Annotated in this window: 19 protein-coding genes; 14 read left to right on the forward strand and 5 right to left on the reverse strand. The window is 69.0% G+C overall.

Annotated elements, in window-relative coordinates:
• The first annotated feature begins 99 nt into the window (after positions 1-99).
• From HEP75_RS01840 to HEP75_RS01855, 4 genes are all read left to right on the forward strand, one after another.
• Positions 100-789 (forward strand): glutathione binding-like protein, encoded by a 690-nt coding sequence (locus HEP75_RS01840; RefSeq protein WP_185825234.1) that lies wholly within the window; start codon positions 100-102, stop codon positions 787-789.
• A gap of 76 nt (positions 790-865) precedes the next feature.
• Positions 866-3,097, forward strand: coding sequence for a S9 family peptidase (locus HEP75_RS01845; RefSeq protein WP_185825235.1), 2,232 nt, complete (start codon positions 866-868; stop codon positions 3,095-3,097).
• A 39-nt stretch (positions 3,098-3,136) separates the two neighbouring features.
• Positions 3,137-3,745 (forward strand): cytochrome c oxidase assembly factor 1 family protein, encoded by a 609-nt coding sequence (locus HEP75_RS01850; protein ID WP_185814937.1) that lies wholly within the window; start codon positions 3,137-3,139, stop codon positions 3,743-3,745.
• 319 nt (positions 3,746-4,064) lie between these two features.
• A complete protein-coding gene (locus tag HEP75_RS01855; protein ID WP_185814938.1) occupies positions 4,065-5,858 on the forward strand; it encodes a DUF885 domain-containing protein in 1,794 nt (597 codons plus the stop codon).
• 45 nt (positions 5,859-5,903) lie between these two features.
• Here the strand turns inward: HEP75_RS01855 and HEP75_RS01860 are convergent, their stop codons facing one another.
• On the reverse strand, positions 5,904-6,275 hold the full coding sequence (locus HEP75_RS01860; protein ID WP_185814939.1) for a hypothetical protein: 372 nt from the start codon (positions 6,273-6,275) through the stop codon (positions 5,904-5,906).
• 317 nt (positions 6,276-6,592) lie between these two features.
• Positions 6,593-7,066 carry a hypothetical protein gene (locus tag HEP75_RS01865; RefSeq protein WP_185814940.1) on the reverse strand — a complete coding sequence of 158 codons (474 nt, stop codon included), beginning with the start codon at positions 7,064-7,066 and terminating at the stop codon, positions 6,593-6,595.
• Between the two features lie 178 nt (positions 7,067-7,244).
• On the opposite strand from HEP75_RS01865, the gene HEP75_RS01870 reads away from it, so the two are divergent.
• From HEP75_RS01870 to hemB, 3 genes are all read left to right on the forward strand, one after another.
• A complete protein-coding gene (locus HEP75_RS01870) occupies positions 7,245-7,493 on the forward strand; it encodes a hypothetical protein (protein WP_053839316.1) in 249 nt (82 codons plus the stop codon).
• A 152-nt stretch (positions 7,494-7,645) separates the two neighbouring features.
• Positions 7,646-9,406, forward strand: coding sequence for a thiamine pyrophosphate-dependent enzyme (locus HEP75_RS01875; protein WP_185814941.1), 1,761 nt, complete (start codon positions 7,646-7,648; stop codon positions 9,404-9,406).
• Between the two features lie 418 nt (positions 9,407-9,824).
• Positions 9,825-10,817 (forward strand): porphobilinogen synthase, encoded by a 993-nt coding sequence (gene hemB, locus HEP75_RS01880; protein ID WP_185814942.1) that lies wholly within the window; start codon positions 9,825-9,827, stop codon positions 10,815-10,817.
• Between the two features lie 153 nt (positions 10,818-10,970).
• Here the strand turns inward: hemB and HEP75_RS01885 are convergent, their stop codons facing one another.
• On the reverse strand, positions 10,971-11,981 hold the full coding sequence (locus HEP75_RS01885; protein WP_185814943.1) for an NAD-dependent epimerase/dehydratase family protein: 1,011 nt from the start codon (positions 11,979-11,981) through the stop codon (positions 10,971-10,973).
• A 94-nt stretch (positions 11,982-12,075) separates the two neighbouring features.
• Between HEP75_RS01885 and HEP75_RS01890 the strand changes: the two genes are divergently transcribed.
• Positions 12,076-12,963, forward strand: a complete 888-nt coding sequence (locus tag HEP75_RS01890) for a LysR family transcriptional regulator (RefSeq protein WP_185814944.1) — start codon at positions 12,076-12,078, stop codon at positions 12,961-12,963.
• 183 nt (positions 12,964-13,146) lie between these two features.
• Here HEP75_RS01890 and HEP75_RS01895 read toward each other — a convergent pair whose 3' ends face one another.
• Entirely contained in the window at positions 13,147-13,899 is a 753-nt protein-coding gene (locus HEP75_RS01895) for a DNA/RNA non-specific endonuclease (RefSeq protein WP_185814945.1), read from the reverse strand.
• A 196-nt stretch (positions 13,900-14,095) separates the two neighbouring features.
• On the opposite strand from HEP75_RS01895, the gene HEP75_RS01900 reads away from it, so the two are divergent.
• Positions 14,096-16,600, forward strand: a complete 2,505-nt coding sequence (locus tag HEP75_RS01900; RefSeq protein ID WP_185825236.1) for a sulfite reductase flavoprotein subunit alpha — start codon at positions 14,096-14,098, stop codon at positions 16,598-16,600.
• 239 nt (positions 16,601-16,839) lie between these two features.
• On the opposite strand, the gene HEP75_RS01905 is transcribed toward HEP75_RS01900, so the two are convergent.
• Positions 16,840-17,739 carry a PD40 domain-containing protein gene (locus tag HEP75_RS01905; protein WP_185825237.1) on the reverse strand — a complete coding sequence of 300 codons (900 nt, stop codon included), beginning with the start codon at positions 17,737-17,739 and terminating at the stop codon, positions 16,840-16,842.
• Positions 17,740-17,791: 52 nt separating this feature from the next.
• On the opposite strand from HEP75_RS01905, the gene aroE reads away from it, so the two are divergent.
• From aroE to HEP75_RS01930, 5 genes are all read left to right on the forward strand, one after another.
• A complete protein-coding gene (aroE, locus tag HEP75_RS01910; RefSeq protein ID WP_185814948.1) occupies positions 17,792-18,640 on the forward strand; it encodes a shikimate dehydrogenase in 849 nt (282 codons plus the stop codon).
• Between the two features lie 47 nt (positions 18,641-18,687).
• Positions 18,688-19,014, forward strand: a complete 327-nt coding sequence (locus HEP75_RS01915) for a hypothetical protein (RefSeq protein ID WP_185814949.1) — start codon at positions 18,688-18,690, stop codon at positions 19,012-19,014.
• A gap of 106 nt (positions 19,015-19,120) precedes the next feature.
• A complete protein-coding gene (dinG, locus tag HEP75_RS01920; RefSeq protein WP_185814950.1) occupies positions 19,121-21,220 on the forward strand; it encodes an ATP-dependent DNA helicase DinG in 2,100 nt (699 codons plus the stop codon).
• 220 nt (positions 21,221-21,440) lie between these two features.
• Positions 21,441-22,964, forward strand: a complete 1,524-nt coding sequence (katB, locus tag HEP75_RS01925) for a catalase (RefSeq protein ID WP_221893151.1) — start codon at positions 21,441-21,443, stop codon at positions 22,962-22,964.
• Between the two features lie 68 nt (positions 22,965-23,032).
• A complete protein-coding gene (locus tag HEP75_RS01930; RefSeq protein ID WP_185825238.1) occupies positions 23,033-23,578 on the forward strand; it encodes an ankyrin repeat domain-containing protein in 546 nt (181 codons plus the stop codon).
• The last annotated feature ends 203 nt before the right edge of the window (positions 23,579-23,781 follow it).

The raw sequence follows: 23,781 nt of genomic DNA on the forward strand, positions 1-23,781 counted from the left end.
GAATGCTGCGTTGCAGGAAGGCGCAGGGTACTGGCCCACCGTGATGCTGCCAAGCGCGCGGCGCGGCTACACTGGACGCCCCGTTTCCGGACCGCCGCCATGATCGATCTGTACTACTGGCCCACGCCCAACGGCCACAAGGTCACGTTGTTGCTCGAGGAAGCCGGCCTGGACTACACCATCAAGCCGGTCAACATCGGCGCCGGCGAGCAGTTCGCGCCGGAGTTCCTGGCGATCTCGCCGAACAACAAGATGCCGGCGATCGTGGACCATGCGCCGGCCGACGGCGGCGCGCCGCAGAGCGTGTTCGAATCCGGCGCGATCCTGCTGTACCTGGCCGAGAAGACCGGGCGCTTCCTGCCGGCCGATCCGCGCGGGCGCACCGTCGCGCTGGAGTGGCTGTTCTGGCAGATGGCCGGGCTCGGCCCGATGACCGGCCAGATGGGCCATTTCAATGTCTACGCGCCGGAGAAGATCGGCTACGCGATCGACCGCTACAACGCCGAGGTGCGGCGCCTGCACGGCGTGCTCGACAAGCGCCTGGCGCACAGCGAGTACCTGGCCGGCGCCGAGTACGGCATCGCCGACATGGCCAGCTATCCGTGGATCGAGGTGTACAACGGGCTCACTCCCGACTATGCCGCGTTCCCGCATCTCAAGCGCTGGCACGATGCGATCGGCGCACGCCCGGCCACGCAGCGCGCCTACGCGCTGAAGCAGCAGGTCAATCCGGATGCCGGCAAGCCGCTCAGCGACGCCGAACGCAAGCACCTGTTCGGCAAGCGCTGAGCCGGTCCGCGTCACGCTTCTCAAACCGCCGGCACGCGCGCATCCTTGCGCGCTTAGTGCTACGCCAGGAATCTTCATGCGCTCTGTGTTCGCCGCTCTCGCCCTTATGCTCGCCACTTCCCTCGTTCCCGCGCACGCCGAAAAACTGACCCTGGAGGCCATCACCGGCAGCAAGCCGTTGTCGGGGCCGACCTTGATGAAACCGCAGGTCGCACCCGACGGTTCGCGGGTGACCTTCCTGCGTGGCAAGGACAGCGACCGCAACCAGCTGGACCTGTGGGAATACGACATCGCCAGCGGCCAGACCCGCTTGCTGGTGGACTCGAAGGTGGTGCTGCCCGGCACCGAAACGCTGAGCGACGAGGAAAAGGCGCGGCGCGAGCGCCAGCGCATTTCCGCCTATGCCGGCATCGTCGATTACCAGTGGGCGCCGGATGCGCACGCGCTGCTGTTCCCGCTCGGCGGCGAGCTGTATCTGTACGACCTGCGCAAGACCGGCAGCGCCGCGGTGCGCAAGCTCACCAATGGCGGGGGCTTCGCCACCGATCCGAAGATCTCGCCGAAGGGCGGCTACGTCAGCTTCGTGCGTGCGCGCAACCTGTGGGTGATCGACCTAGCCAGCGGCCAGCAGCATCAGCTGACTCGCGACGGCAGCGACACCATCGGCAACGGCGTGGCCGAGTTCGTCGCCGACGAGGAGATGGACCGCCACACCGGCTACTGGTGGGCACCGGACGACTCGGCGATCGCCTTCGCGCGCATCGACGAATCCGGCGTGCCGGTGCAGAAGCGCCCGGAGGTGTATGCCGACCATACCGAGGTGATCGAGCAGCGCTATCCGCAGGCAGGGCAGCCCAACGTCAGGATCCAGCTGGGCACGATCGCGCCGCGCGCCGACGCGCAGCCGCAGTGGATCGACCTGGGCAAGAATGCGGACATCTACCTGGCGCGGGTGGACTGGCGCGATGCGCAGCGCCTGACCTTCCAGCGCCAGTCGCGCGACCAGAAAAAGCTCGAACTGATCGAGGCGACCCTAGCCGGCGGCAAGCAGCGCGTGCTGGTCACCGAGACCAGCAAGACCTGGGTGCCGCTCAACCACGACCTGCATTTCCTCAAGGACGGGCGCTTCGTCTGGGGCTCGGAGCGCAGCGGCTACGAGCACCTGTACCTGGCCTCGGAAGACGGCCGCAAACTGGTGCCGCTGACCCATGGCGACTGGATCGTGGACGAGTTGCTGGCGGTGGACGAGGGCGCCGGCAAGGTCTACTTCTCCGCGACCAAGGAGTCGCCGACCCAGACCCAGCTCTACACGGTGCCGCTGGCCGGCGGCGCCATCGAGAAGCTGTCCAAGCCCAACGGCACGCATGCGGCCAGCTTCGCCAAGAACGCCAGTGTCTATGTCGACAGCTGGTCCAATACCACCACGCCGCCGCAGATCGAGTTGTTCCGCGCCAATGGCGAAAAGATCGCCACGCTGCTGGTCAACGACCTGGCCGATCCGCAGCATCCCTACGCCAAGTATCGCGACGCGCAGCGGCCGCTCGAGTTCGGTAGTCTGACCGCCGCCGACGGCAAGACGCCGCTGCACTACCGGCTGACCAAGCCGGCCGACTTCGATCCGGCCAAGCGCTATCCGGTGGTGGTCTACGTCTACGGCGGCCCCGCCGCGCAGACCGTGCTCGATGGCTGGCCGGCGCGCGGCGACGCGCTGTTCGACCAGTATCTTGCCCAGCATGGCTACGTCGTGTTCTCGGTCGACAACCGCGGCACGCCGCGCCGCGGCCGCGACTTCGGCGGCGCGCTGTACCAGCGCCAGGGCACGGTGGAAGTGGACGACCAACTGCGCGGCGTGGCCTGGCTGAAGGCGCAGCCGTGGGTGGATGCCGCGCGCATCGGCGTGTACGGCTGGTCCAACGGCGGCTACATGACCCTGATGCTGCTGGCCAAGCACAGCGAGGCCTATGCCTGCGGCGTGGCCGGCGCGCCGGTGACCGATTGGGGGCTGTACGACAGCCACTACACCGAGCGCTACATGAACCTGCCCGCGGCCAATCCGGACGGCTACCGCGACGGCCGCGTGGCCGCGCATCTGGACGGCCTGAATTCGCCGTTGCTGCTGATCCACGGCATGGCCGACGACAACGTGCTATTCACCAATTCCACCTCGCTGATGAGCGAGCTGCAGAAACGCGGCAAGCTGTTCGAGCTGATGACCTATCCCGGCGCCAAGCACGGCCTGTCCGGCAGCAATGCGCTGCACCGCTACCGCACCACCGAAACGTTTCTGGCGCGTTGCCTGAAGCCCTGATCGTCACCCGCACCGTCTTTCGCCGAAAAGGAGTTCTGCATGTCCACGCCGCCACCGCCGCTTCCCAATTCGCCCTCGCCCCCGCCCTCGCTCGATACCGCTGCCGCCGCCACGCCGCCGTTGGCGGTCCGCAGGGGCTGGTGGTCGCGTCACTGGAAATGGGCGGTGCCGTTGCTGGTGATGGTGCTGGGCGCAATGCTGCTGGCCTCGATCGCCGTGTTCGTGCTCGGCATCGCACGCGTCACCAAGTCGTCCGAGCCGTACCGCGTCGGCCTGATGGCCGCGCAGTTCGACCAGCGGGTCATCGATGCTCTGGGCGCGCCGGTCAAGGACGGGATCATGCCCAGCGGCAGCATTTCCACCAGCAACGGCACCGGTAACGCCAATTTCAGCGTCTCGCTGCACGGCGCGCGCGGCAACGGCACCTTGTACATCGAGGCCGAGCGCCATGCCGGCGAATGGCATTACACGACGCTGCAGGTGCTGCCCGACGCCGGTGAGGCGATCCCGTTGCTCGACGATGTCGCACCGGACGAAGAGGACGCCGGCGAAACCGATGCCGAGTCCGATTCCGACGCGGATGCCGCTAGCGAGGTGCAGGCCGAAGCGGATCCGTCTGCGCCGGTCGGGGCGGATAGCACGCAGTAAGCCCATACGCGGCTGCTGCACGCGCCGCGGTTGCGGGCGGGATACAAACAACCGCCCGGACGACTCCGTGAAGCCGCTGCGTTGCGCGGCCAGGGTGGATGCCATGCATCTCGCTATCGCCGTGCTGCGACCGCAGACGGCGCGGCCGTGTGTACGCGTCGCGTGCCTGCAGCGGCCGTCACGCAATTCGGGTCGCTGCCGCAACGCTTCCGTTTCGCGAGCGATCGCCGGCCACCCGGCGCGGCCATGACCTACGGCAGCTTGCCGGCCGCGCGCGCGCCGCGTACGGTCGCCGCATCGTCCCGCTGGAGATCCACCGATGAAGCCACTCGTCCTCGCCATCGCGCTGGCCCTGGCCGCGCCCTTGCCTGTCCTCGCGCAGGCCGCGCCGGCTGCCGCTTCGGCCGAGACCGCCGGCCCGGCATGGGTGAAGCGCAGCAACGACTTCGCGCAGATCCTGCTGCAGGCGCAGGCGCCGTTCCAACCCGAGGAGGTGAGCTTCTTCGGCGTTCCAGGGTATGACGACAAGGTCACCGACCTGGGGCCGGACAATGCCCGCCGCTATCGCGACGCGATCGGCAAGGCCCGGCGCGCGCTGCAGGAAAAGCTGGAAGTCGAGCGCGACCCCAACGTCCGCCAGGACCTGGCGATCATGATCCACGCCGCCGACCAGGCCGCCGAAGGCAGCGCGTTGAACGAGCGCCTGATGCTGCCGTGGCAGGATGCGCCGCAGATGGTGTTCGGCGGCCTCAACAATCTGCTGTCCGAACAGGTGCCGGCGGCGCGCCGGGCCAAGGCGCTGGACCGGCTGCAGCGCTACGTCGGCCTGGCGCCCGGTAGCAGCTCCTCGCTCGTGTTGGCGCGCCAGCGCTACGAGGAAAAGCTGGCCGACGGCGCGCTGCTGCCGCCGACCCGGCGCGAGGTCGAGCAGGCCTTGAGCAACGTGGACACCTACGCCAAGGGCATTCGCGAACTGTTCGCGACCTACAAGATCGACGGCGCCGAACCGGCGCTGGCGGCGATGGACAAACAGTTCAAGGACTACGCCGCCTGGACGCGCAAGGTGGTGTTGCCGAAGGCGCGCGAGGACGCGCGCCTGCCGCCGGAGCTGTATGCCTTCCAGCTCAAGCAGGTCGGCATCGACATCGCGCCGCAATTGTTGATGCAGCGCGCGCAACTTGAATTCATGGAGACCCGCGCGGCGATGCAGCAGCTGGCGCCGCTGGTGGCCAAGGCCAAGGGCCTGAAGGTCGACAATCCCAGTGACTACCGCGCGGTGATCCGCGCGCTCAAGCGCGACACCATCGCCAACGACCAGCTGGAAACCCATTACCGCGACGTCATCGCGCAGATCGATCCGATCATCCGCCAGCAGCGCATCGTCGATGTGCCGCAGCGGCCGATGCAGATGCGGCTGGGGTCGGCGGCCGAGAGCGCGGCGCAACCGGCGCCGCATTTCCGTCCGGCGCCGCTGGTCGGCAATACCGGCGAGCAGGGCACCTTCGTGCTGCCGCTGGGCAATCCGGATACCGCCGGCAAGGGCGAGCACTACGACGACTTCAACTTCGGCTCGGCGGCGTGGACGCTGAGCGCACACGAGGGCCGGCCCGGCCACGAACTGCAGTTCACCGCGATGGTCGAGCGCGGCGTGTCGCTGGCGCGCAGCATGTTCGCGTTCAATTCGGTCAACGTCGAGGGCTGGGCGCTGTATGCCGAGGCCGAAATGGTGCCGTACGAACCGCTGGACGGGCAGCTCATCGCGCTGCAGTTCCGCCTGCTGCGCGCCGCGCGCGCCATGCTCGACCCGATGCTCAACCTGGGCCTGACCGACCGCGAACGCGCGCGCCTGGTGCTGGAGAATGACGTCGGCCTGTCGCCGGCGATGGCGCGGCAGGAACTGGACCGCTACATGATGCGCGCGCCCGGCCAGGCCGGCAGCTACTTCTACGGCTACAGCCGCATCATGGAACTGCGCATGCGCACCGAACTGGCGCTGGGCGCGAAGTTCGACCGGCTCAAGTTCAACAATTTCCTGCTCGACCAGGGCCTGCTGCCGCCGGATCAGCTGGCGACCGCGGTGGACGAGGTATTCGTGCCGACGCAGCGGAAGTGACATGCCGTGCCGCTGCGTCCAGGCGCAGCGGCACGGCCACGTAACTCAGTGCTCGAACGGAACGTTTTCGGGCTGCCGCCCGTCCGTTCCCTTCCAGTTGCCTTCTTTCCGGGCCACAGGGCACACGCTCATGTATTGCCCGACGGCGGTCACCGCGGTTTGTGTCCATGGGAGAAAGCAGACATAGCCGAAGCAGCATGTGCCGGTGGTCGGGTAAGGGCAGTAGCCGGGGGCGGCGATCCAGGTTCCGCTGGTCGCGCTTATCGGAATCCAGTTTTTGTCTTTGCCCTTGCACCCCTGGGTGCAGAACACGAAGGGATCGTCGTCGCGACATGCCAGGGGCACATAAAAGCCTGCAGCTTCGGCGGTAACTTGTAGCCCGAAGAACGCGACCAATATCCATATCCAGCGCTTCATAACGAGTCCTTCTGTCAATGACGGTCCATCCCGGGCGCTAAGACCAATGACGGGTCACTGCCCTCGCGGGTCCGGATCCATCCCCTGCAGTGCCCGAGGGTCAGGGAATACTATAACCCGGCCAATAGCTTACCAAGGGTTCCCGGGTGATGGCCGCGTGTCTTGGCTCGCTGGCGCCAGCCCTGGGACGGCCACGTCGGGGGACAGCACTGGGCCGGCCTTGGCGCCTGGCCGCACCCGGCCTCGGGTCGGTCCGATAGCCGGGGGTGAACAGCGCTCCCAGTGAAAACGGCCGGGTGCACTCTTCCCGGTGGCGCTCAGCGTTCCTGCGGCGGCAATGGCTGTTGGGGCTGCGCCTGTGGCGCTGCCGGCACCTGCGCCCCCGGCGGCACCCAAATGGCCATGCCGGCGGCACGCTTCTGCGTGGTCGGGATGCCGATGCCCAGACCGCCGCCGACGTGGCCGCCGTAGCTGCCGGCGCCGACCGACATGCCGCCGCCCGAGCGCTGCGAGGCCACGCCCATCAGCACCACGCCGTTGGCGCCGAGCTTGGCCGCCTCGCGCTTGAGCCGTGCCATCGCCGCGTCGGTCTGGCCCTGGGTGCCGAAGCCGGCCGCGCTGGACGATTCGAGCTGGGCGATGTCGACCGCGCCGAGCGGCGGGGTCGAATAGATCTGGACCAGGGCCGGGTCGATCGGCGCACGCGGCGCGCCGACCATCACCTTGGAGGAGCTGGCGCAGCCGGCCAGCGCGAACAGCAGCGCCAGCGGCAACAGCGGTCGGACGTTCATGGCATTACCCCCGTGGATCGGATACGAGGCGATGATAGGCGCGACCGGTGAACCGCGCCGCACCCGCCATTGCCGCGCCACCGTGGCACGCCCGCCGTGAGTCCCGTGCCAAGAGTTGGCTTGCGCCGCCATGGCCGCGCGCTATGGTGCGCACTGGCATTCAGCGAAGGGCGGCGGCATGGGCTTGATCAGTCTGTTGTGGGGCATCGTGGCGTTGCTGTGGATGATCCTGGCCTTCATCCCGCTGCTAGGCTGGGGCAACTGGTTCGTGATCCCGTTCGCGGCGGTCGGCGCGATCATCGCCGCGATCGGCCTGCTGTTCACCTCGGCCCCGAACCGCGGCCGCGCCAAGACCGGGCTGATCCTCAACGGCCTGGTGATCGTGGTCGGGGTGATCCGGCTGAGCCTGGGCGGCGGGGTCATCTGACGCACCCGTAGTGCGCCGCGCCGCCGGTCTGCATGGGGCGGCGTGCGTTGGGCCCGCCGTGCGTTTTCGCATGCCGTTGACCTTGCCCTGACGGATGCCGCACCGGCGCTGTGCTCTGCTCGCCTCGACGCAGTCGCGGACAGGAGCGAAGCATGGCGCGCAACGGGGCGGACATCCTGATCGACACGCTGATGGCGTTCGGCGTGGACACGATCTTCGGCATGCCGGGCGACGGCATCAATGCACTGATGGAATCGATCCGGGTGCGCGCACCGCGGGTGCGTTTCGTGCAGATGCGCCACGAGGAATCGGCAGCCTTCGCGGCCACGGCCCACGCCAAGGTCAGCGGCAGGCTCGGTTGCTGCCTGGCCACCACCGGCCCGGGCGGGGTGCATCTGCTGAACGGGCTCTACGACGCCAAGCTCGACCGCGCGCCGGTGATCGCGATCACCGGGTCGCCGTACCACGACCTGGCCGACACCTTCACCCAGCAGGACGTGGACCACAGCAAGCTGTTCATGGACGTGGCGGCGTATTCGGCCCGGGTCATGGGCGCCGGGCAGGTCGAGAACGTCGCCAGCCTGGCCTGCCGGCATGCGCTGGCGCTGCGCGGCGTGGCTCATCTGGCGATGCCGATCGACGTGCAGGACGAGCCGGAAGCGGCCGATGTCGCCTCCAGCCGCAACCTGCCGCACCATGCATCGCTGCTGCCCGCGGCCGGCCACGGCCGCGCCGATGCGGAGGCCATCGAACGCGCCGCAGAACTGCTGAACGATGCCGAGCGGGTGACGATCCTGGCCGGGCAGGGTGCGCTTGGCGCCATCGAAGCGCTGACCGAGACCGCCGAGCTGCTCGGCGCGCCGATCGTCAAGGCGCTGCTCGGCAAGGGCCTGCTGGCCGACGACCATCCGCTCACCACCGGCGGCATCGGCCTGCTCGGCACCCGCCCCAGCCAGGAGGCGATGGAGGGCTGCGATGCCCTGCTGATCGTCGGCTCGACCTTTCCCTACATCGAGTACTACCCCAAGCCCGGGCAGGCGCGCGGCGTGCAACTGGATTGCGATGCCACCCGCGTCGGCCTGCGCTTCCCGGTCGAGGTGGGCCTGGTCGGCGATGCGCGCAGCACGCTGCAGGCGCTCAACGCGCAGTTGCGGCGCAAGCAGGAGCGCGGCTTCCTGCAGCAGGCGCAGGAAGGCTACCGGCAATGGCGGGCCCTGTTGCGCAGCAGCGTCGAGCGGCAGGCGATCCCGATGCCGCCGGGGCGGATCGTGCGCGAGATGGGCGACCGACTGGACGAGGACGCCATCGTGGTGTGGGACTGCGGCCACAATACCGGGCTGATGGCGCGCTACGTGCAGGCGAAGGCGCGGCAGACCTACATCGGTTCCGGCCTGCTGGCGTCGATGGCCTGCGCGGTGCCCTACGCGATCGCCGCGGCGCTGGCGCATCCGGGCCGGCAGGTGGTCGTCTTCACCGGCGACGGCGGCTTGAGCATGCTGCTGGGCGAATTGGTCACCATCGCCCGCTACCGCCTGCCGATCAAGCTGGTGGTGATCAAGAACAACACGCTGGGCCAGATCAAGTGGGAGCAGATGATGTTCCTGGGCAATCCGGAGACGGAATGCGACCTCACTCCCATCGACTTCGCGCAGGTGGCGCAAGCCTGCGGCGTCGCCAGCTGGCGCGTGCAAGATCCGGCGCAGTGCGCCGAGGTGGTGCAGGCGGCGCTGGCCGCGCCCGGCGCGGCGTTGATCGAAGCGAGCGTGGATCCGAACGAACCGTTGCTGCCGCCCAAGCGCGTGGAGCAGTACGCCAGGCACTTGGAGCAGGCCTTGCAGCGCGGCACGCCGGGCGCGCAGGAACTGCGCGAAGCGCTGGCGCGCGAGCCGGCGCGGACCATGCTGCAGGACTGAGTTCGGCGGACCACGCGCTGCGGTTCCGGCACCGGCGTGCAGATCGCGCCAACCCACTGCGCCGCTACCTTGCGTCTGACCATCGCGTGCCGCTCGCGTGGCTGCGCCGACCTGGCCATCCTTGCGACAGGCCGCCGCGTTATCCACGCACTCAGCGTTGCCAGCGACGTCGTGCCATGGCCGGCGATGCGTGTCGAGAGCGGCAGCAGCGCTGTGGCGCGTATGGCCTTGCGGACGCTGCGTCCCGTGTCGGCACCTGGCGGGTGCGGGTGCCGGGCGTAGAATGAGGCCTTGCCGTTGCGGCGCCCGGCATCGCTGAAAGGCGGCGCGGCCGTCCGCTTCCATCTCGGCCTTGGAGCGCGTGCGGCGGTCGCTGGCCGGACGCGCCGCGCCCGTCTCTCTGCACAGGAACCGTTTCATGGCCCATCCCCATTACCGCCCCCGGCGCATGCGCCGCGACGACTTTTCGCGCCGGTTGATGCGCGAGAACACCCTGACCGCCGACGACCTGATCTGGCCGGTGTTCGTGCATGAACTGTCTGGCCGCGCGCCGATCGCCTCGATGCCGGGCGTGGAGCGGCTGTCGATCGACGACCTGCTGAAGGAAGCCGAGACCGCGCTGGAACTGGGCATCCCGGTGATCGACCTGTTTCCGGTCATCGACCCGTCCGGCAAGAGCCTGGACGCGGCCGAGGCCTGGAACGAGAACGGCCTGGCGCAGCGCGCGGTGCGCGCGTTGAAGGCGCGCTTCCCCGAACTGGGGGTGATGACCGATGTGGCGCTGGACCCTTACACCACCCATGGCCAGGACGGCATCATCGACGCGCGCGGCTATGTGCTCAACGACATCACCGTCGATGCGCTGGTCAAGCAGTCGCTGTCGCACGCGCAGGCCGGCGTGGACATCGTCTCGCCCTCGGACATGATGGACGGGCGCATCGGCGCGATCCGCCGCGCGCTGGATGCCGAGGCGCACCTGCACGTGCGCATCATGGCCTATTCGGCCAAGTACGCCTCGGCGTTCTATGGCCCGTTCCGCGACGCGGTCGGCAGCGCCGGCAACCTCGGCAAGGCCGACAAAAGCACCTACCAGATGGACCCGGCCAACGGCGACGAGGCCATGCGCGAGATCGCGCTGGACCTGGAGGAAGGCGCCGACATGGTCATGGTCAAGCCCGGCATGCCGTACCTGGACGTGGTGCGGCGAGTGAAGGACGAGTTCCGTGTGCCGACCTTCGCCTACCAGGTCAGCGGCGAGTACGCGATGCTCAAGGCCGCCGCCGCCAACGGCTGGCTGGACGAACGCAAGTGCGTGCTGGAATCGCTGATGGCGTTCAAGCGCGCCGGTGCCGATGGCGTGCTGACCTATTTCGCGCCGCAGGTGGCGCGCTGGCTGCGCGAGGCGCGTTGAGGCGACGGGGTACTTGCAATGCAGATGATGCCGCTTGTTGTAGGAGCGGCTTCAGCCGCGACAGGACGCTACCGGTAGCATCCTGTCGCGGCTGAAGCCGCTCCTACAACGGCAGGATGCGCAGGGAAAGACCTGCAGGCATAGGCGCTGCATTTATGACGTGGACGCTGGCTGCGCCAGCGGCATGGATGTCGCCGCCGGCAGGCAACCCAACCCTATCAGCGTCGCCTCCACCGCCTCGTCCAGTGGCGTGTGCGGTTCTTCGCCCAGCGTTTGCAGCAGGCGCGCGTTGCGCATGCGCAGCGGATGGCGCCACAGCGGGCGCATCTCGCGCAGTTCGCGCGCCAGCGGCCAGAACGGCATGGCCAGGGTCAGCAGCCACCACGGGAAGCGGCGGGTCTGCGGCGGCGCCATGCCGTGGCGTTGCAGTGCGCGTGCGATCGCCGCCGCCATCTGCGTGCCGTCGGCGTCCCAGTGGCCGTCCATGTGCAGCCGCGCGAACGCCGGCAGCGCATCGCGCTGCTGCAGCAGGCGCAGCATGGTCCGCGCCACGTCCGGTACGTACGCCCATTGATGGCCGACGCCAGGATCGCCCGGCAGCGTCACGCTGGCGATCGGCTGCCCTGGTTTCACCAGGCCCTGCGCGAACCAGCTGTTGCCCACGCGCGGGCCGAAGAAGTCGCCGGCGCGCACCACGATGACCCGCGCACCGTGCGCGGTCGCGGCCTGCAGGCGCCGCTCCAGCTCGACCCGGATCGCGCCCTTGCGTGTGGCCGGGGCCTGCGCCGCGTCTTCGTCCGGCGCCGGGTAGGCATCCAGGCCGTAGTTGTAGACCGTGCCCGGCAGCACGATGGTCGCGCCTTCGGCGCAGGCCGCGGCGATCGTGTTGTCGATCATCGGAAGCACCAGCTCGGCCCAGCGCCGGTAGCCCGGCGGATTGACCGCATGCACGATCGCCGCGCAGCCGCGCGCGGCCTGCAGCACGTCCTCGCGGCACATCGCGTCGCCGCGCAGCCAGTGGATGCCGTCGCGGGTTTCGCTGGCGGCCGCGAGTCCGCGCTGCAGGGCGCGTACCTGCCAGCCGGCGTCGCGCAGTTGGCGCGCCAGTTCGCCGCCGATGCCGCCGGTGGCCCCCAGGACCAGGGCGGTGGATGTCGTTGCCATGCGGATGCTCCGTTTGCGGGGAAGGCGATCAGTGTGGTCGCCGCCGCAGTTCAAAGGAATTGGCGAACATAGGCCATCGGCTATACATTTATGTATGGACAACGCAATCGGTTGGGAGCTCTATCGGTCATTCCTCGCGGTGCTGGAGGAGGGCTCGCTGTCGGCGGCGGCGCGTGCGCTGGATCTGACCCAGCCCACGGTCGGCCGGCATGTGGCGGCGCTGGAGAAGGCGCTGGCGGTGCCGTTGTTCGTGCGCTCGCAGAGTGGGTTGCTGCCGACCGACGCGGCCCTGGCGCTGCGCGGCCATGCGCAGGCCATGGGCAGCATCGCCGCGTCGCTGCAGCGCGCGGCCGGCCGCCACGGCGAGGCGGTGCAGGGCACGGTGCGGATCTCCGCCAGCGAGGTGATCGGCGCGGAAGTGTTGCCGCCGGTATTGGCCGGCTTGCGCCGCACGCATCCGCAGTTGCGACTGGAACTGGTGCTGAGCAACCGCGTGCAGGACCTGCTGCACCGCGAGGCCGATGTGGCGGTGCGCATGACCCGGCCGCAACAGGATCTGCTCATCGCCCGCCGCATCGGCGAGATCGCGCTGGGCCTGTATGCCGATCGCGACTACCTGGCACAGCACGGCACGCCGCAAGACCTGGAGGAACTCGCACAGCACGCGCTGGTGGGTTTCGATGCGGAGACGCCGTTCCTGCGTGCCGCGCGCGCGGCGCTGCCGCAGTGGCGGCGCGAGGCGTTCGCACTACGTGCCGACAGCGACCTGGCGCAGCTGGCCTTGATCCGCGCTGGCTGCGGTATCGGCTTCTTCCAGGCGGCCCTGGCCCGGCGCACGCCGAGCCTGCTGCCGGTACTGCCGCAGCAGGTGCACCTGGGCCTGGAGACCTGGATCACCATGCACCAGGACCTGCGCGGCAGCGCGGCCTGCAGCGCCGTGTTCGCGGCGCTGGCGGAAGCAATGACCGCGCACGTGGCCTGAGCCACGTGCACGGCGATTGCCTGGTGATGCGATGGGGCGAGCCGCCTGTCTGCGGAAATGCGGTCTGCTGGTGCAAATGCATCTGCAGACCGCTTTCTTAGCTCCATATGCTTACGGTATCGACACAGCCTCAGCAGGCGACGCGCCTACGAATCCCCAATCCCGAATCCCCAATCCCGGCCTTCAAGGCATCGTCAACGCGATCGGCGTCGATTTCATCGCCGCGGAGATCGACGGGAACGGATCGACGCTGGCCATGGTGATCACGTCGTCGATCGACACCACGTCGCAGGTGATGCTGTCGTCGTTCACGCACAGGTAGGCGGCCGCGCCGACGCCCGGCTCGTACACTGCCTTCCAGACGTAGTCCGCCACTTCCACCTTGTCGGTGCCGATGGTCGTCACCTTGTCGTCGAAGGCCGGGCCGGTCACCACGTAGATCTCGCCGCGCTGCTTGGCCAGCTGCCGCACCTGCTCTTCGATGCGCGCCCATTCGCCGGTGTTGAGCTTGTGGTCCTGCGGGACCACGTTGGCCATCGAGAAGGTCTCCTTCTCCGTGCTCTCGGTCGAGGCGTCGCCGGCCGGAGTCATGTGGCCGCGGTCGAACCCGGTGTTGGTGTAGTCCGAGCTCTTGGAGCGGTCGGCGGCGGGAATGGCGGTTTCCTCGTGGAACGAACCGACCCGGCCGATCGCCTCGGCACCGGCGACCTGCTGGTCGGTCAGGTGCTCGGCGGAGTACAGCGGGCCCTTGGTCACGCCCGAGGCCAGGATCGCGTATTCGGTGTGGCAGACCTCGGTGGTGCGCGCGGTCAGCGAGGCGTCCACGCTCGGCGGTTTGCCGCCTGCGTACAGCGTGGCGCAACTGGTGGCGGCCATCGCCGTTTGGGCCGTGAACAACGCAAGCAGAACCAGACAACCGCGCAGGGAGAAGGACATCGCGTACCTCGCTAGCCAAGGGGGAGTGAAGAAACTGGCGAGGGGCGATGTCGCTACGGTGACCGCTGGATGTGCCGCGCATGGCAAAGGTGTTGCCAGTCACGTTTGCGGGTAGACGAGGCGGCTCGGCCCGACGCAGATCCGATAAGCGTTCTCATTTACAATGCGCGGCCGCCTTCCGAACCCGTCCTGCGCCGTGACCAAGAAGCTGTTGTTCCAGCTGCACTGGCTGTTCGGCATCAGTGCCGGGCTGGTGCTGTCGGTGATGGGCCTGAGCGGGGCCACGCTGGCGTTCGAGGACGAGATCGTGCGTTGGGCCAACCCGCCGCTGGCCGAGGTGGCCGCGCGCCATGCGGCCGGTGAGTCGCCGTTGCCGCTGGCCGAGCTGGCGCGGCGTCTGGACCTGGGCGGCACGCACCGCACCACGCGCATGCTGATCGACCCCACCGGCACGCGTCCGTCCAATGTGCGCCTGACCGGCCGCGACGGCGGACGCCTGTATTTCGATCCCTATACCGGCCACACGCTGCCGCAGCCGCGGCTGAGCGGCTTCTTCGAATTCGTCGAGGACCTGCATCGGCGCCTGGCCGCCGGCGAACGCGGCAAGGCGGTCACCGGCGCCTGTGCGATCGCGCTGCTGTTCTTCTGCCTGTCCGGGCTGTACCTGCGCTGGCCGCGGCAGTGGTGGAGCTGGCGCGCATGGTGGGTGGTGGAATGGAAGCGGCAGGGCCGCAGTTTCCTGTGGAGCCTGCATTCGGTGATCGGCACCTGGTGCCTGGCGATCTATCTGTCGATCGCGCTGACCGGGCTGTACTGGTCCTACGACTGGTACCGGCAGGGACTGGTGGCGGTGCTCGGCGGCGAGCGCGCGGAAAACGAGGGCGGCGGCCGCGGCGGCAAACCGCCGGCGGTGGACTATGCGCGGCTGCAGGCCACGCTCGATGCGCTGCCGGACGTGCGCCGCGCCTATCTGGACCTGCGCCTGCCCGGCCGCCCCGGGCAGCCGCTGATCGCGCGCTATCTGGCCGCCGATCCGGTGCACAGCCGGGCCTTCGACGGCCTGGAGATCGATCCGCGCAGCGGCCGCATCCTGCGCCGCCTGGACTATCGGCAGCAGCCGCTGGGGCGGCAGCTGTTGAGCAGCGTGTTCGCCCTGCACACCGGCAGCTTCTTCGGCCTGGCCGGGCGCGTGGTGGTGATGCTGGCCAGCCTGTGCATGTCCTTGTTCTTCGTCACCGGCTGGTTGTTGTACCTGGACCGGCGGCGCAAGAAGCGCGCGTTGCACACCGCGCGGCGCGATCTGGCCTCGCCCGCGCAGGACGCCGCCGAGCCGTGGCTGGTGGGCTTCGCCAGCCAGAGCGGATTCGCCGAACGCCTGGCCTGGCAGGCCGCCGGCCAGCTGCAGGCGGCCGGCATGCCGGTGCAGGTGCAGTCGCTGGCGCAACTGGATGCGGTGCAGTTGCGCAGCGCGCGGCGCGCGCTGTTCGTGGTCAGCACCTTCGGCGACGGCGAGGCGCCGGATCCGGCGCGCGCTTTCGAGAAGAAGGTGCTGCGCCAGGCGCAGGCCCTGCCCGAGCTCGGCTATGCGCTGCTGGCGCTGGGCGATCGCCAGTACGCGCGTTTCTGCGGGTTTTCGCGGCGGCTGGAGCAGTGGCTGGCCGCGCAGGGCGCGCAGGCGCTGTTCCCGGCGGTGGAGGTGGACAACGCCGATCCGCAGGCGCTGGCGCAATGGCAGCGGCAGCTGTCCGCGGTCACCGGCGTGGCGGAAGCGGCGCCGGCTCTGCAGGCGCCGCCGGCGCTGGAGTGGCGCCTGGCCGGACGCACCCTGCTCAACCCCGGCAGTGCCGGTGCGCCGGTGTGGCGCATCGATCTGGCGTTACCGGCACAGGCGCAGTGGCAGGCGGGCGACATCCTGGAAGTGCAGCCGTGTCATGCGGAGGATGCCGTGCGCGCCTGGCTGTCCACGCATGGCCTGGCAGCGGACACGCCGCTGCGCGCCGGTGGCGTGTCGCTGCCGTTGCAGGCGGCGCTGGCCGATCGCGCACTGGCGCCGCCCGGAGACGCGCACGATCTGCAGGCCTGGTTCGATGCGTTGCCGCAGTTGCCGCTGCGCGAATACTCGATCGCCTCGGTGCCGGCCGACGGCCTGCTGCAACTGGTGGTGCGCCTGACCCGGCGCGACGACGGCAGCGCCGGCCTGGGCTCGGGTTGGTTGTGCCTGCATGCGCCGCTCGGTGCCGCGGTGCAGGCGCGGGTGCGCGCCAACCCCGGTTTCCGCCGACACGGTGATGCGCCCTTGCTGCTGATCGGCAACGGCACCGGCATTGCCGGCCTGCGCAGCCTGCTGCGCGAAGCCGAGCAGGCCGGTGTGCATGGGCATTGGCTGCTGTTCGGCGAGCGCAATGCCGCGCACGACGCGCTGTTCGGCACGGAATTGCAGGCCTGGCGGGACAGCGGCCACCTGCAGCGGCTGGACCTGGCGTTCTCGCGCGACCAGCCGGACAAGGTCTACGTGCAGGATCGCCTGCGCGATGCGGCCGACGAAGTGCGCGCCTGGCTCGCCCGCGGCGCCACGCTGCACGTCTGCGGCAGCCTGGACAGCATGGCCCGCGGCGTGGATGCGGCCTTGCGCGAGATTCTGGGCGAGGACGCGTTGGATGAACTCAGCGCAGCCGGGCGTTATCGGCGCGATGTGTATTGAGGTCTGAGGCAGGTGGAGCGATTCGGGGAGAGTTCTCGGCTCCGGATCGAATTCGATGGCGTTGTCTTCACTGCTGCGTCTGTCGCGGCTGAAGCCGCTCCTACAAAAAGCGAGGCGCGCCTGCTGCCTTTGTAGGAGCGGCTTCAGCCGCGACCAACTGCATCAGCGATCGCGTGGAAGCGAAGATGCAGCAACCAGCCTGCGGGCAAGCGCACATTTCGCCAGCGAAGCCGTCGCCGTCAGCGCGCACCCGCACAATCGCTGCTGCCGCTCGCAGCCGGCGCCTTCATCCGGTACACGTCGCGCTTGCCGGCCTTCGGCGCCCGCGCGCTGCCGACCACAAGCAGTTCGCTCGGCTTGGAGGCGTCCAGCACCGCGCCGCGGGTGTCGCCGTCGGCGCCGTTGAACGACAGCGCCAGCGGCTGTGCCTGCACGTAGTGCCCGCCGGCGCACTGCGCGAGCAACAGCTGCGCGCCTTGCGGCTTGCGCGCCCGCGCGAACACCAGCGCGCGGCCGTCGCCCAGCCAGGCGGCGTCGGTTTCGTCGTCGGCACTGTTGATGCCGTCCAGCGCCTGCAGTTGGACGAAGACCTGGCCTTGCAGCCGCGCCACGAACAGGTCCATGCCGCCGGCACCGCCGTGGCCGTCGCTGGCGAACAGCAGCCGGGTGCCGTCCAGCGACAGGATCGGGGCGCGCTCGTCGCCGCGCGAGTTCACTGCCGCGCCCAGGTTCTGCGGCGGGCCGTAGCGGCCGTTGGCCAGCAGCGGCGCGCGGTACAGGTCGCTGCCGCCCTGGCCGCCGGCGCGGTCGGAGGCGAAGTACAGCCAATGCCCGTCGGCGCTGAAGAACGGGTCGCCATCGGCAGCGGGCGAGTTCAGTGGCGCCGGCAACGGCTGCGGCTCGACCCAGCGCCCGTCGCGCAGCGTGGCCTGCCACAGGTCGCCGCCGCCGGGCGCGCCGGCGCGGTCGGGGCTGGCCCAGACGATGCGTTGTCCGTCGGGCGAAACGCTGGCACGGGTCTCGTCGGCCTTGGTCGAGACCACACCCATGCCCTCGATGCCGAACTCGGAAAGCGCGAACGCCGACGGCGCGCAGAGTAAACTCGCGGCCAGCGCGAGCGGCAGGGCGGGGGTCCGCATGTCGGATTCCTTCGGATGTCGCGACCAGTCTAAAACAACCAACGAGCGTTCCATGCCCACATCCCGCTATGCCGTGTTCGGCCATCCCGTCACCCATTCGCTGTCGCCGCGCATCCATGCCGACTTCGCCAAGCAGACCGGCATCGCCCTGCAGTACGACGCGATCGACGCCTTGCCGGACGGCTTCGCGGCGGCACTGGCGGCCTTTGCCGCGGAAGGCGGCGTGGGCGCCAACGTGACCCTGCCGTTGAAGGAAGCCGCGTATGCGCTGAGCGTGATCCACAGCGAGCGCGCGCAGCGCGCCGGGGCGGTCAACACGCTCAGCTTCCGCGACGGGCAGTGGCACGGCGACAACACCGACGGCGCCGGCCTGGTGCGCGACCTGACCGGGCGCAACGGCCTGGACCTGCGCGGCCGCCGCGCGCTGCTGATCGGTGCCGGCGGCGCCGCGCGCGGCGTGGCGCCGGCGCTGCTGGAGGCCGGCGTGCAGCAGCTGCTGATCGTCAACCGTTCGCCCGAGCGCGCTGATGCGCTGGTCGATGCGCTGGGCGAACCGGCGCGCGCCATTTCCCGCTACTGGGAAGACCTGCGCGAACTGGGCGACTTCGAACTGATCGTCAATGCCACCGCCGCCGGCCGCGACGACAGCGCGGGGTTCTCGCTGCCGCTGTCGCTGGTCAACAGCATGACCCTGGCGGTGGACCTGAACTATGGCGAGGTCGCGATCCCGTTCCTGGCCTGGGCGCGTGCGGCCAACTGCCGCGATACCGTGGACGGCCTGGGCATGCTGGTCGAACAGGCGGCCGAGAGCTTCGAGCGCTGGCATGGCGTGCGCCCGGACACCGACCCGGTCTACGCCGCGCTGCGCGCGCGCGACGCGGTGCTGGTCAGCGCCGACTGACCTTTTTTGCGCCCCGGCGCTTGTTTCGTAGCTAAACGGAGATTCCGATGGACGATGGATTCGTGATGCAGCTGTTGACCACGGTAGGCTTCCAGCTGCCGATCCTGATCGTGCTCGGCACCGGCCTGGTGCTGCTGGCCACGCGCCGCCCCGGCCGCGCCCGCACGCTGGGCCTGTGGGGCTTGAGCCTGCTGCTGCTCGGTGGGTTGTGCGGCACGGTGACCTCGCTGCTGCCGATGTGGATCATCGCGCAGGGCGGGACCTACTCCAGCTACGCGGTCTGGTTCGGCATCCTGCAGGCGGTGTTCACCCTGCTGCATGCGGTGGCGATGCTGCTGGTGGTGCTGGCGCTGCGCCTGGCGTTGCCGCGCTGACAGGCTGCGCGCGGCATCGGCGGCTAGCCGTTCACCTTTCCCCGGCACGCGGCGGCCAGACCTGGGAAAATAGCCGGCCGATCCCCGGCACGAGCAGACAGGCGGCATGGAAAAGGCAGCACCCACGCGGCAGTTGACCGACGAGATGAAGGCCGGCATCCGCGACGCCTACACCAAGCTGCAGGCCAACACGCCCGGCTTCATGGTGCGCCGCGCGCAGAGCCAGATGATCGGGGTGGTGTCGCGCGCGCTGGGCACCTCCGGCGGCGTCGGTGTGGCCGAGGCGCCGACCGGCGTCGGCAAGAGCCTGGGCTACCTCACCGCCGGGGTGCCGATCGCGCTGGCCAGCAAGAAGAAGCTGGTGATCAGCACCGGCACCGTGGCATTGCAGTCGCAGCTGGTGGAACGCGATATCCCCGCCTTCCTCAAGGCCACCGGCATCGAGGCGACGGTGGCGCTGGCCAAGGGCCGCACCCGCTACCTGTGCGCGCGCAACGTCGCCGAACTGCATGGCGAAGCAGCGCAGAACAGCATGTTCGAGGACGAGGCGCCGCTGTACGACCGCCCGCTGAGCCCGGCCGAGGCCGAACAGGCGCGCGCGCTGGCCAAGGCCTACGCCGACAAGACCTGGAACGGCGATCTGGACACCGCGCCGGAGCCGATCCCGGCGTCGTTGCGCGCGCGCATCACCACCAACGCCGCCGGCTGCGCCGGGCGCCGCTGCTCGTTCGCGGTGCAATGCCCGGTGCTGAAGGCGCGCAGCGACGTGCGCGATGCGCAGATCGTGGTCACCAACCATGCGCTGCTGCTGTCGGCGCTGGCGTTGGGCGACAGCGACAACGGCCAGCCGCTGATCGCGCCGCCGGCGGACATGCTGCTGGTGCTCGACGAGGGCCACCACATCGCCGGCGTCGCCATCGACCAGGGCGCCGCAAACCTGGCGCTGGACGACATGGCGCGGCGCACCGGCCGCCTGCAGGCGCTGGTCGGCGCCGCCTATCGGCTGGCCGACAAGGACACCATCGGCAACCAGCTGCCGAACGAAGCGATCGAACTGGCGACCCAGGTCAGCAAGGGGCTGAAAACCTTCCGCGCCGAGATCGAACGCGCCTGGGTGCCGGAGCCAGGCCAGGAAGAGCCGATGTGGCGCGCGCCCAACGGGCGCCTGCCCGAGGACTGGAAACCCTTCATCGATGCGCAGGCGCAGGACACCGCCGCGCTGCTCAACTGGGTGCAGGCCGCGCATCAACTGGTGGCCAAGTCCAAGCAGGAAGACGCGGCCAAGGAGCGCCTGCAGCGCAGCCTGGGCATGGCCCTGGAGATGGTCGAGCAGCAATACGCGCTGTGGCTGGGCTGGCGCCGCGAGGACCAGGACGGACAAGCGCCGATGGCGCGCTGGATCACCCTGTCGCGCGATGCCGACCTCGTCTGCCATTGCTCGCCGGTCTCGGCTGCGCAGGTGCTGCGCGCGCTGTTGTGGAGCGAAGTGGACTCGGCGGTGCTGACCTCGGCCACGCTGACCGGCGGCGGCGATTTCCAGGCGCTGGCGATCGACAACGGCCTGCCCGCGCATGCGGAGATGGTGTCGCTGTCCTCGCCGTTCGACCTGCCCAACCAGGCCGAGCTGATCGTGCCGAAATTCCCGGTGGCGCCGGACGACCGCGAAGGCCATCCGCGCGAGGTCGCGCGCTACCTGGTCAAGGAACTGGACTGGGGCAAGGGCTCGATCGTGCTGTTCACCTCGCGCTGGAAGATGCTCAAGGTCGCCGACCTGTTGCCGATCGCGCAGCGCAACCGCGTGCTGGTGCAGGGCGATGGTTCCAAGTCGCAGATGATCGGCGAACACATGCGCCGCATCGGTGCCGGCGAAGGCTCGGTGCTGTTCGGTTTGAATTCCTTCGGCGAAGGCCTGGACCTGCCCGGCGAGGCCTGCACCACCGTGGTCATCACCCAGGTGCCGTTCGCGGTGCCGACCGACCCGCAGACCGCCACCCTCGGCGAGTGGTTCGAAAGCCGCGGCCTCAACGCCTTCAACCTGATCGCAGTGCCGCACGCGCTGCGCACGCTGACCCAGTTCGCCGGTCGCCTGATCCGCAGTTCCAGCGACCACGGCCGCGTCATCATTCTCGATTCGCGCTTGCTGACCAAGCGCTACGGCAAGCGCATCATCGATGCGCTGCCGCCGTTCAAGCGGGTGATCGGCTAGCGTCGCGCGCTGTCTACATTTTGCTGTCGCTTGCCTCGCATCGCGCCGCTTGTGCGATGCGCACATGCCACGAAGTGCAAAGCGCAACGCACATGGGCGAGTACCGCAGTCACAACAGCAGGCACGCATGCATCGTGCCTATCGCAGTCATAGCAACTAACGAATTCTCAGCCTGCAGTGCCGCCGCCATGCTTCAGCTCCCTCAACACGAGCTGACGCCATGCGCCCTGGAACACTGTTGGTGCTCGCCCTGCTGTCGCAGACCCTGATCGTTCCCGCCGGGTTCGCGCAGTCCACGCTCACCCGCGACAACGGTGCGCCGGTCGGCGACAACCAGAACTCGCAGACCGCCGGCGCCACCGGCCCGACCCTGCTGCAGGACGTGCAGCTGATCCAGAAGCTGCAGCGCTTCGACCGCGAGCGCATCCCCGAGCGCGTGGTGCATGCGCGCGGCACCGGCGTGCATGGCGAGTTCACCGCCAGCGCCGACATCTCCGACCTGACCAAAGCCAAGGTGTTCGCTGCCGGCGCGAAGACCCCGGTGTTCGTGCGCTTTTCCTCGGTGGTGCACGGCAACCATTCGCCGGAGACGCTGCGCGATCCGCACGGCTTCGCCACCAAGTTCTATACCAGCGAAGGCAACTGGGACCTGGTCGGCAACAACTTCCCGACCTTCTTCATCCGCGATGCGATCAAGTTCCCGGACATGGTGCATGCATTCAAGCCGGATCCGCGCAGCAACCTGGACGACGATTCACGCCGCTTCGATTTCTTCTCGCACGTGCCCGAAGCCACGCGCACGCTGACACTGTTGTACTCCAACGAAGGCACGCCGGCCGGCTACCGCTTCATGGACGGCAACGGCGTGCACGCCTACAAGCTGGTCAACGCGCAGGGCGAGGTGCACTACGTCAAGTTCCATTGGAAGTCGCTGCAAGGCCTGAAGAACCTGGATCCGAAGCAGGTGGCGCAGGTGCAGGGCAAGGACTACAGCCACCTGACCAACGACCTGGTCGGCGCGATCAAGCAGGGCGACTATCCGAAGTGGGATCTGTACATCCAGGTGCTGAAGCCGGAAGACCTGGCCAAGTTCGACTTCGATCCGCTGGATGCGACCAAGATCTGGCCGGACGTGCCCGAGCGCAAGATCGGGCAGATGGTGCTGAACAAGAACGTGGACAACTTCTTCCAGGAGACCGAGCAGGTGGCGATGGCGCCGGCCAACCTGGTGCCGGGCATCGAGCCGTCGGAAGACCGCCTGCTGCAGGGGCGCATCTTCTCCTATGCCGATACCCAGCTATACCGCGTCGGCACCAATGGCCTGAGTCTGCCGGTGAACCGGCCACTGGTGGCGGTCAACAACGGCAATCAGGACGGGTCGATGAACTACGGCGCCACCGCGAGCGGCGTCAACTACGAGCCGAGCCGGCTCGCCCCGCGCCCCCAGGATCCGAACGCGCGCTACAGCCAGCTGCCGCTGTCGGGCAGCACCCAGCAGGCCAGGATCGCCCGCGAGCAGAACTTCAAGCAGGCCGGCGAACTGTTCCGCAGCTATAGCAAGAAGGAACAGCAGGACCTGATCCAGAGCTTCGGTGAATCGCTGGCCGGCACCGACGATGCAAGCAAGCACATCATGCTGTCGTTCCTGTACAAGGCCGATCCGGCCTACGGCAGCGGCGTCGCCCGCGTCGCCAAGGGCGATCTGGCGCGGGTCAAGCAGCTGGCCGCGCAACTGCAGGATTGACCGTTCACTGCGTAGTGCGGCGGCGCCTCCCCCACGCCGCGCTGCGCCTTCTTTGCCGGAGACCGAGCATGCGTCGCTTCCTTCTTCTCGCCCTGAGCCTGGTCGCCGTCTCGGCGACCGCCGCGCCCGCACCCGCCGACCCGGCCAAGATCCAGGCGCAACTGCGCGACTACTTCTTCGATGCCGCGCGCGAAGGCCGCCAGGACATGCTGGCCGAGTTCATCCAGGCGCACTACGACCTCGATACCCGCGACGACAAGGGCTATACCGCGCTGATCCTGGCCGCCTACCACGGCCAGCAGCCGGCGGTGGAGCAATTGCTGCGCGCCGGCGCCGATCCGTGCGCGCAGGACAAGCGCGGCAACACCGCACTGATGGGCGCGATCTTCAAGGGCGAACTGGCCATCGCCAAGCGGCTGATGCAGGCCGATTGCGCGCCCGACCAGCGCAACAACGCCGGCCAGACCGCAGCGATGTACGCGGCGCTGTTCCAGCGCACCGAAGTGCTGAAAGATCTCGCCGCCAAGGGCGCCGACCTGCAGGCAAAGGACGCACAGGGCAACGACGTGGCCAAACTGCAGCGTGGCGAGTTCGCGCAGGCACCGCTGCGCTGAGCCACGCAGGAGAAGCGCGGTGCGCCTAGGCATGGCCGGCGCGCTGCAGGCGAGCACGGTGGTTCAGCCGCCGACCATGGCGCCGAAGCCCCGGGATCGGCGAAAATACCCGCCCTGCCGGGCAACTACGGCTTCCTGAAACACGCTTCGCGCTGCCGCTGCCCGTTCGCTGCAAGGACTGGCTACGCCGCATCGCCGGCGCG

The organism is Xanthomonas sp. SI (assembly GCF_014236855.1).
Taxonomy (GTDB): Bacteria; Pseudomonadota; Gammaproteobacteria; order Xanthomonadales; family Xanthomonadaceae; genus Xanthomonas_A.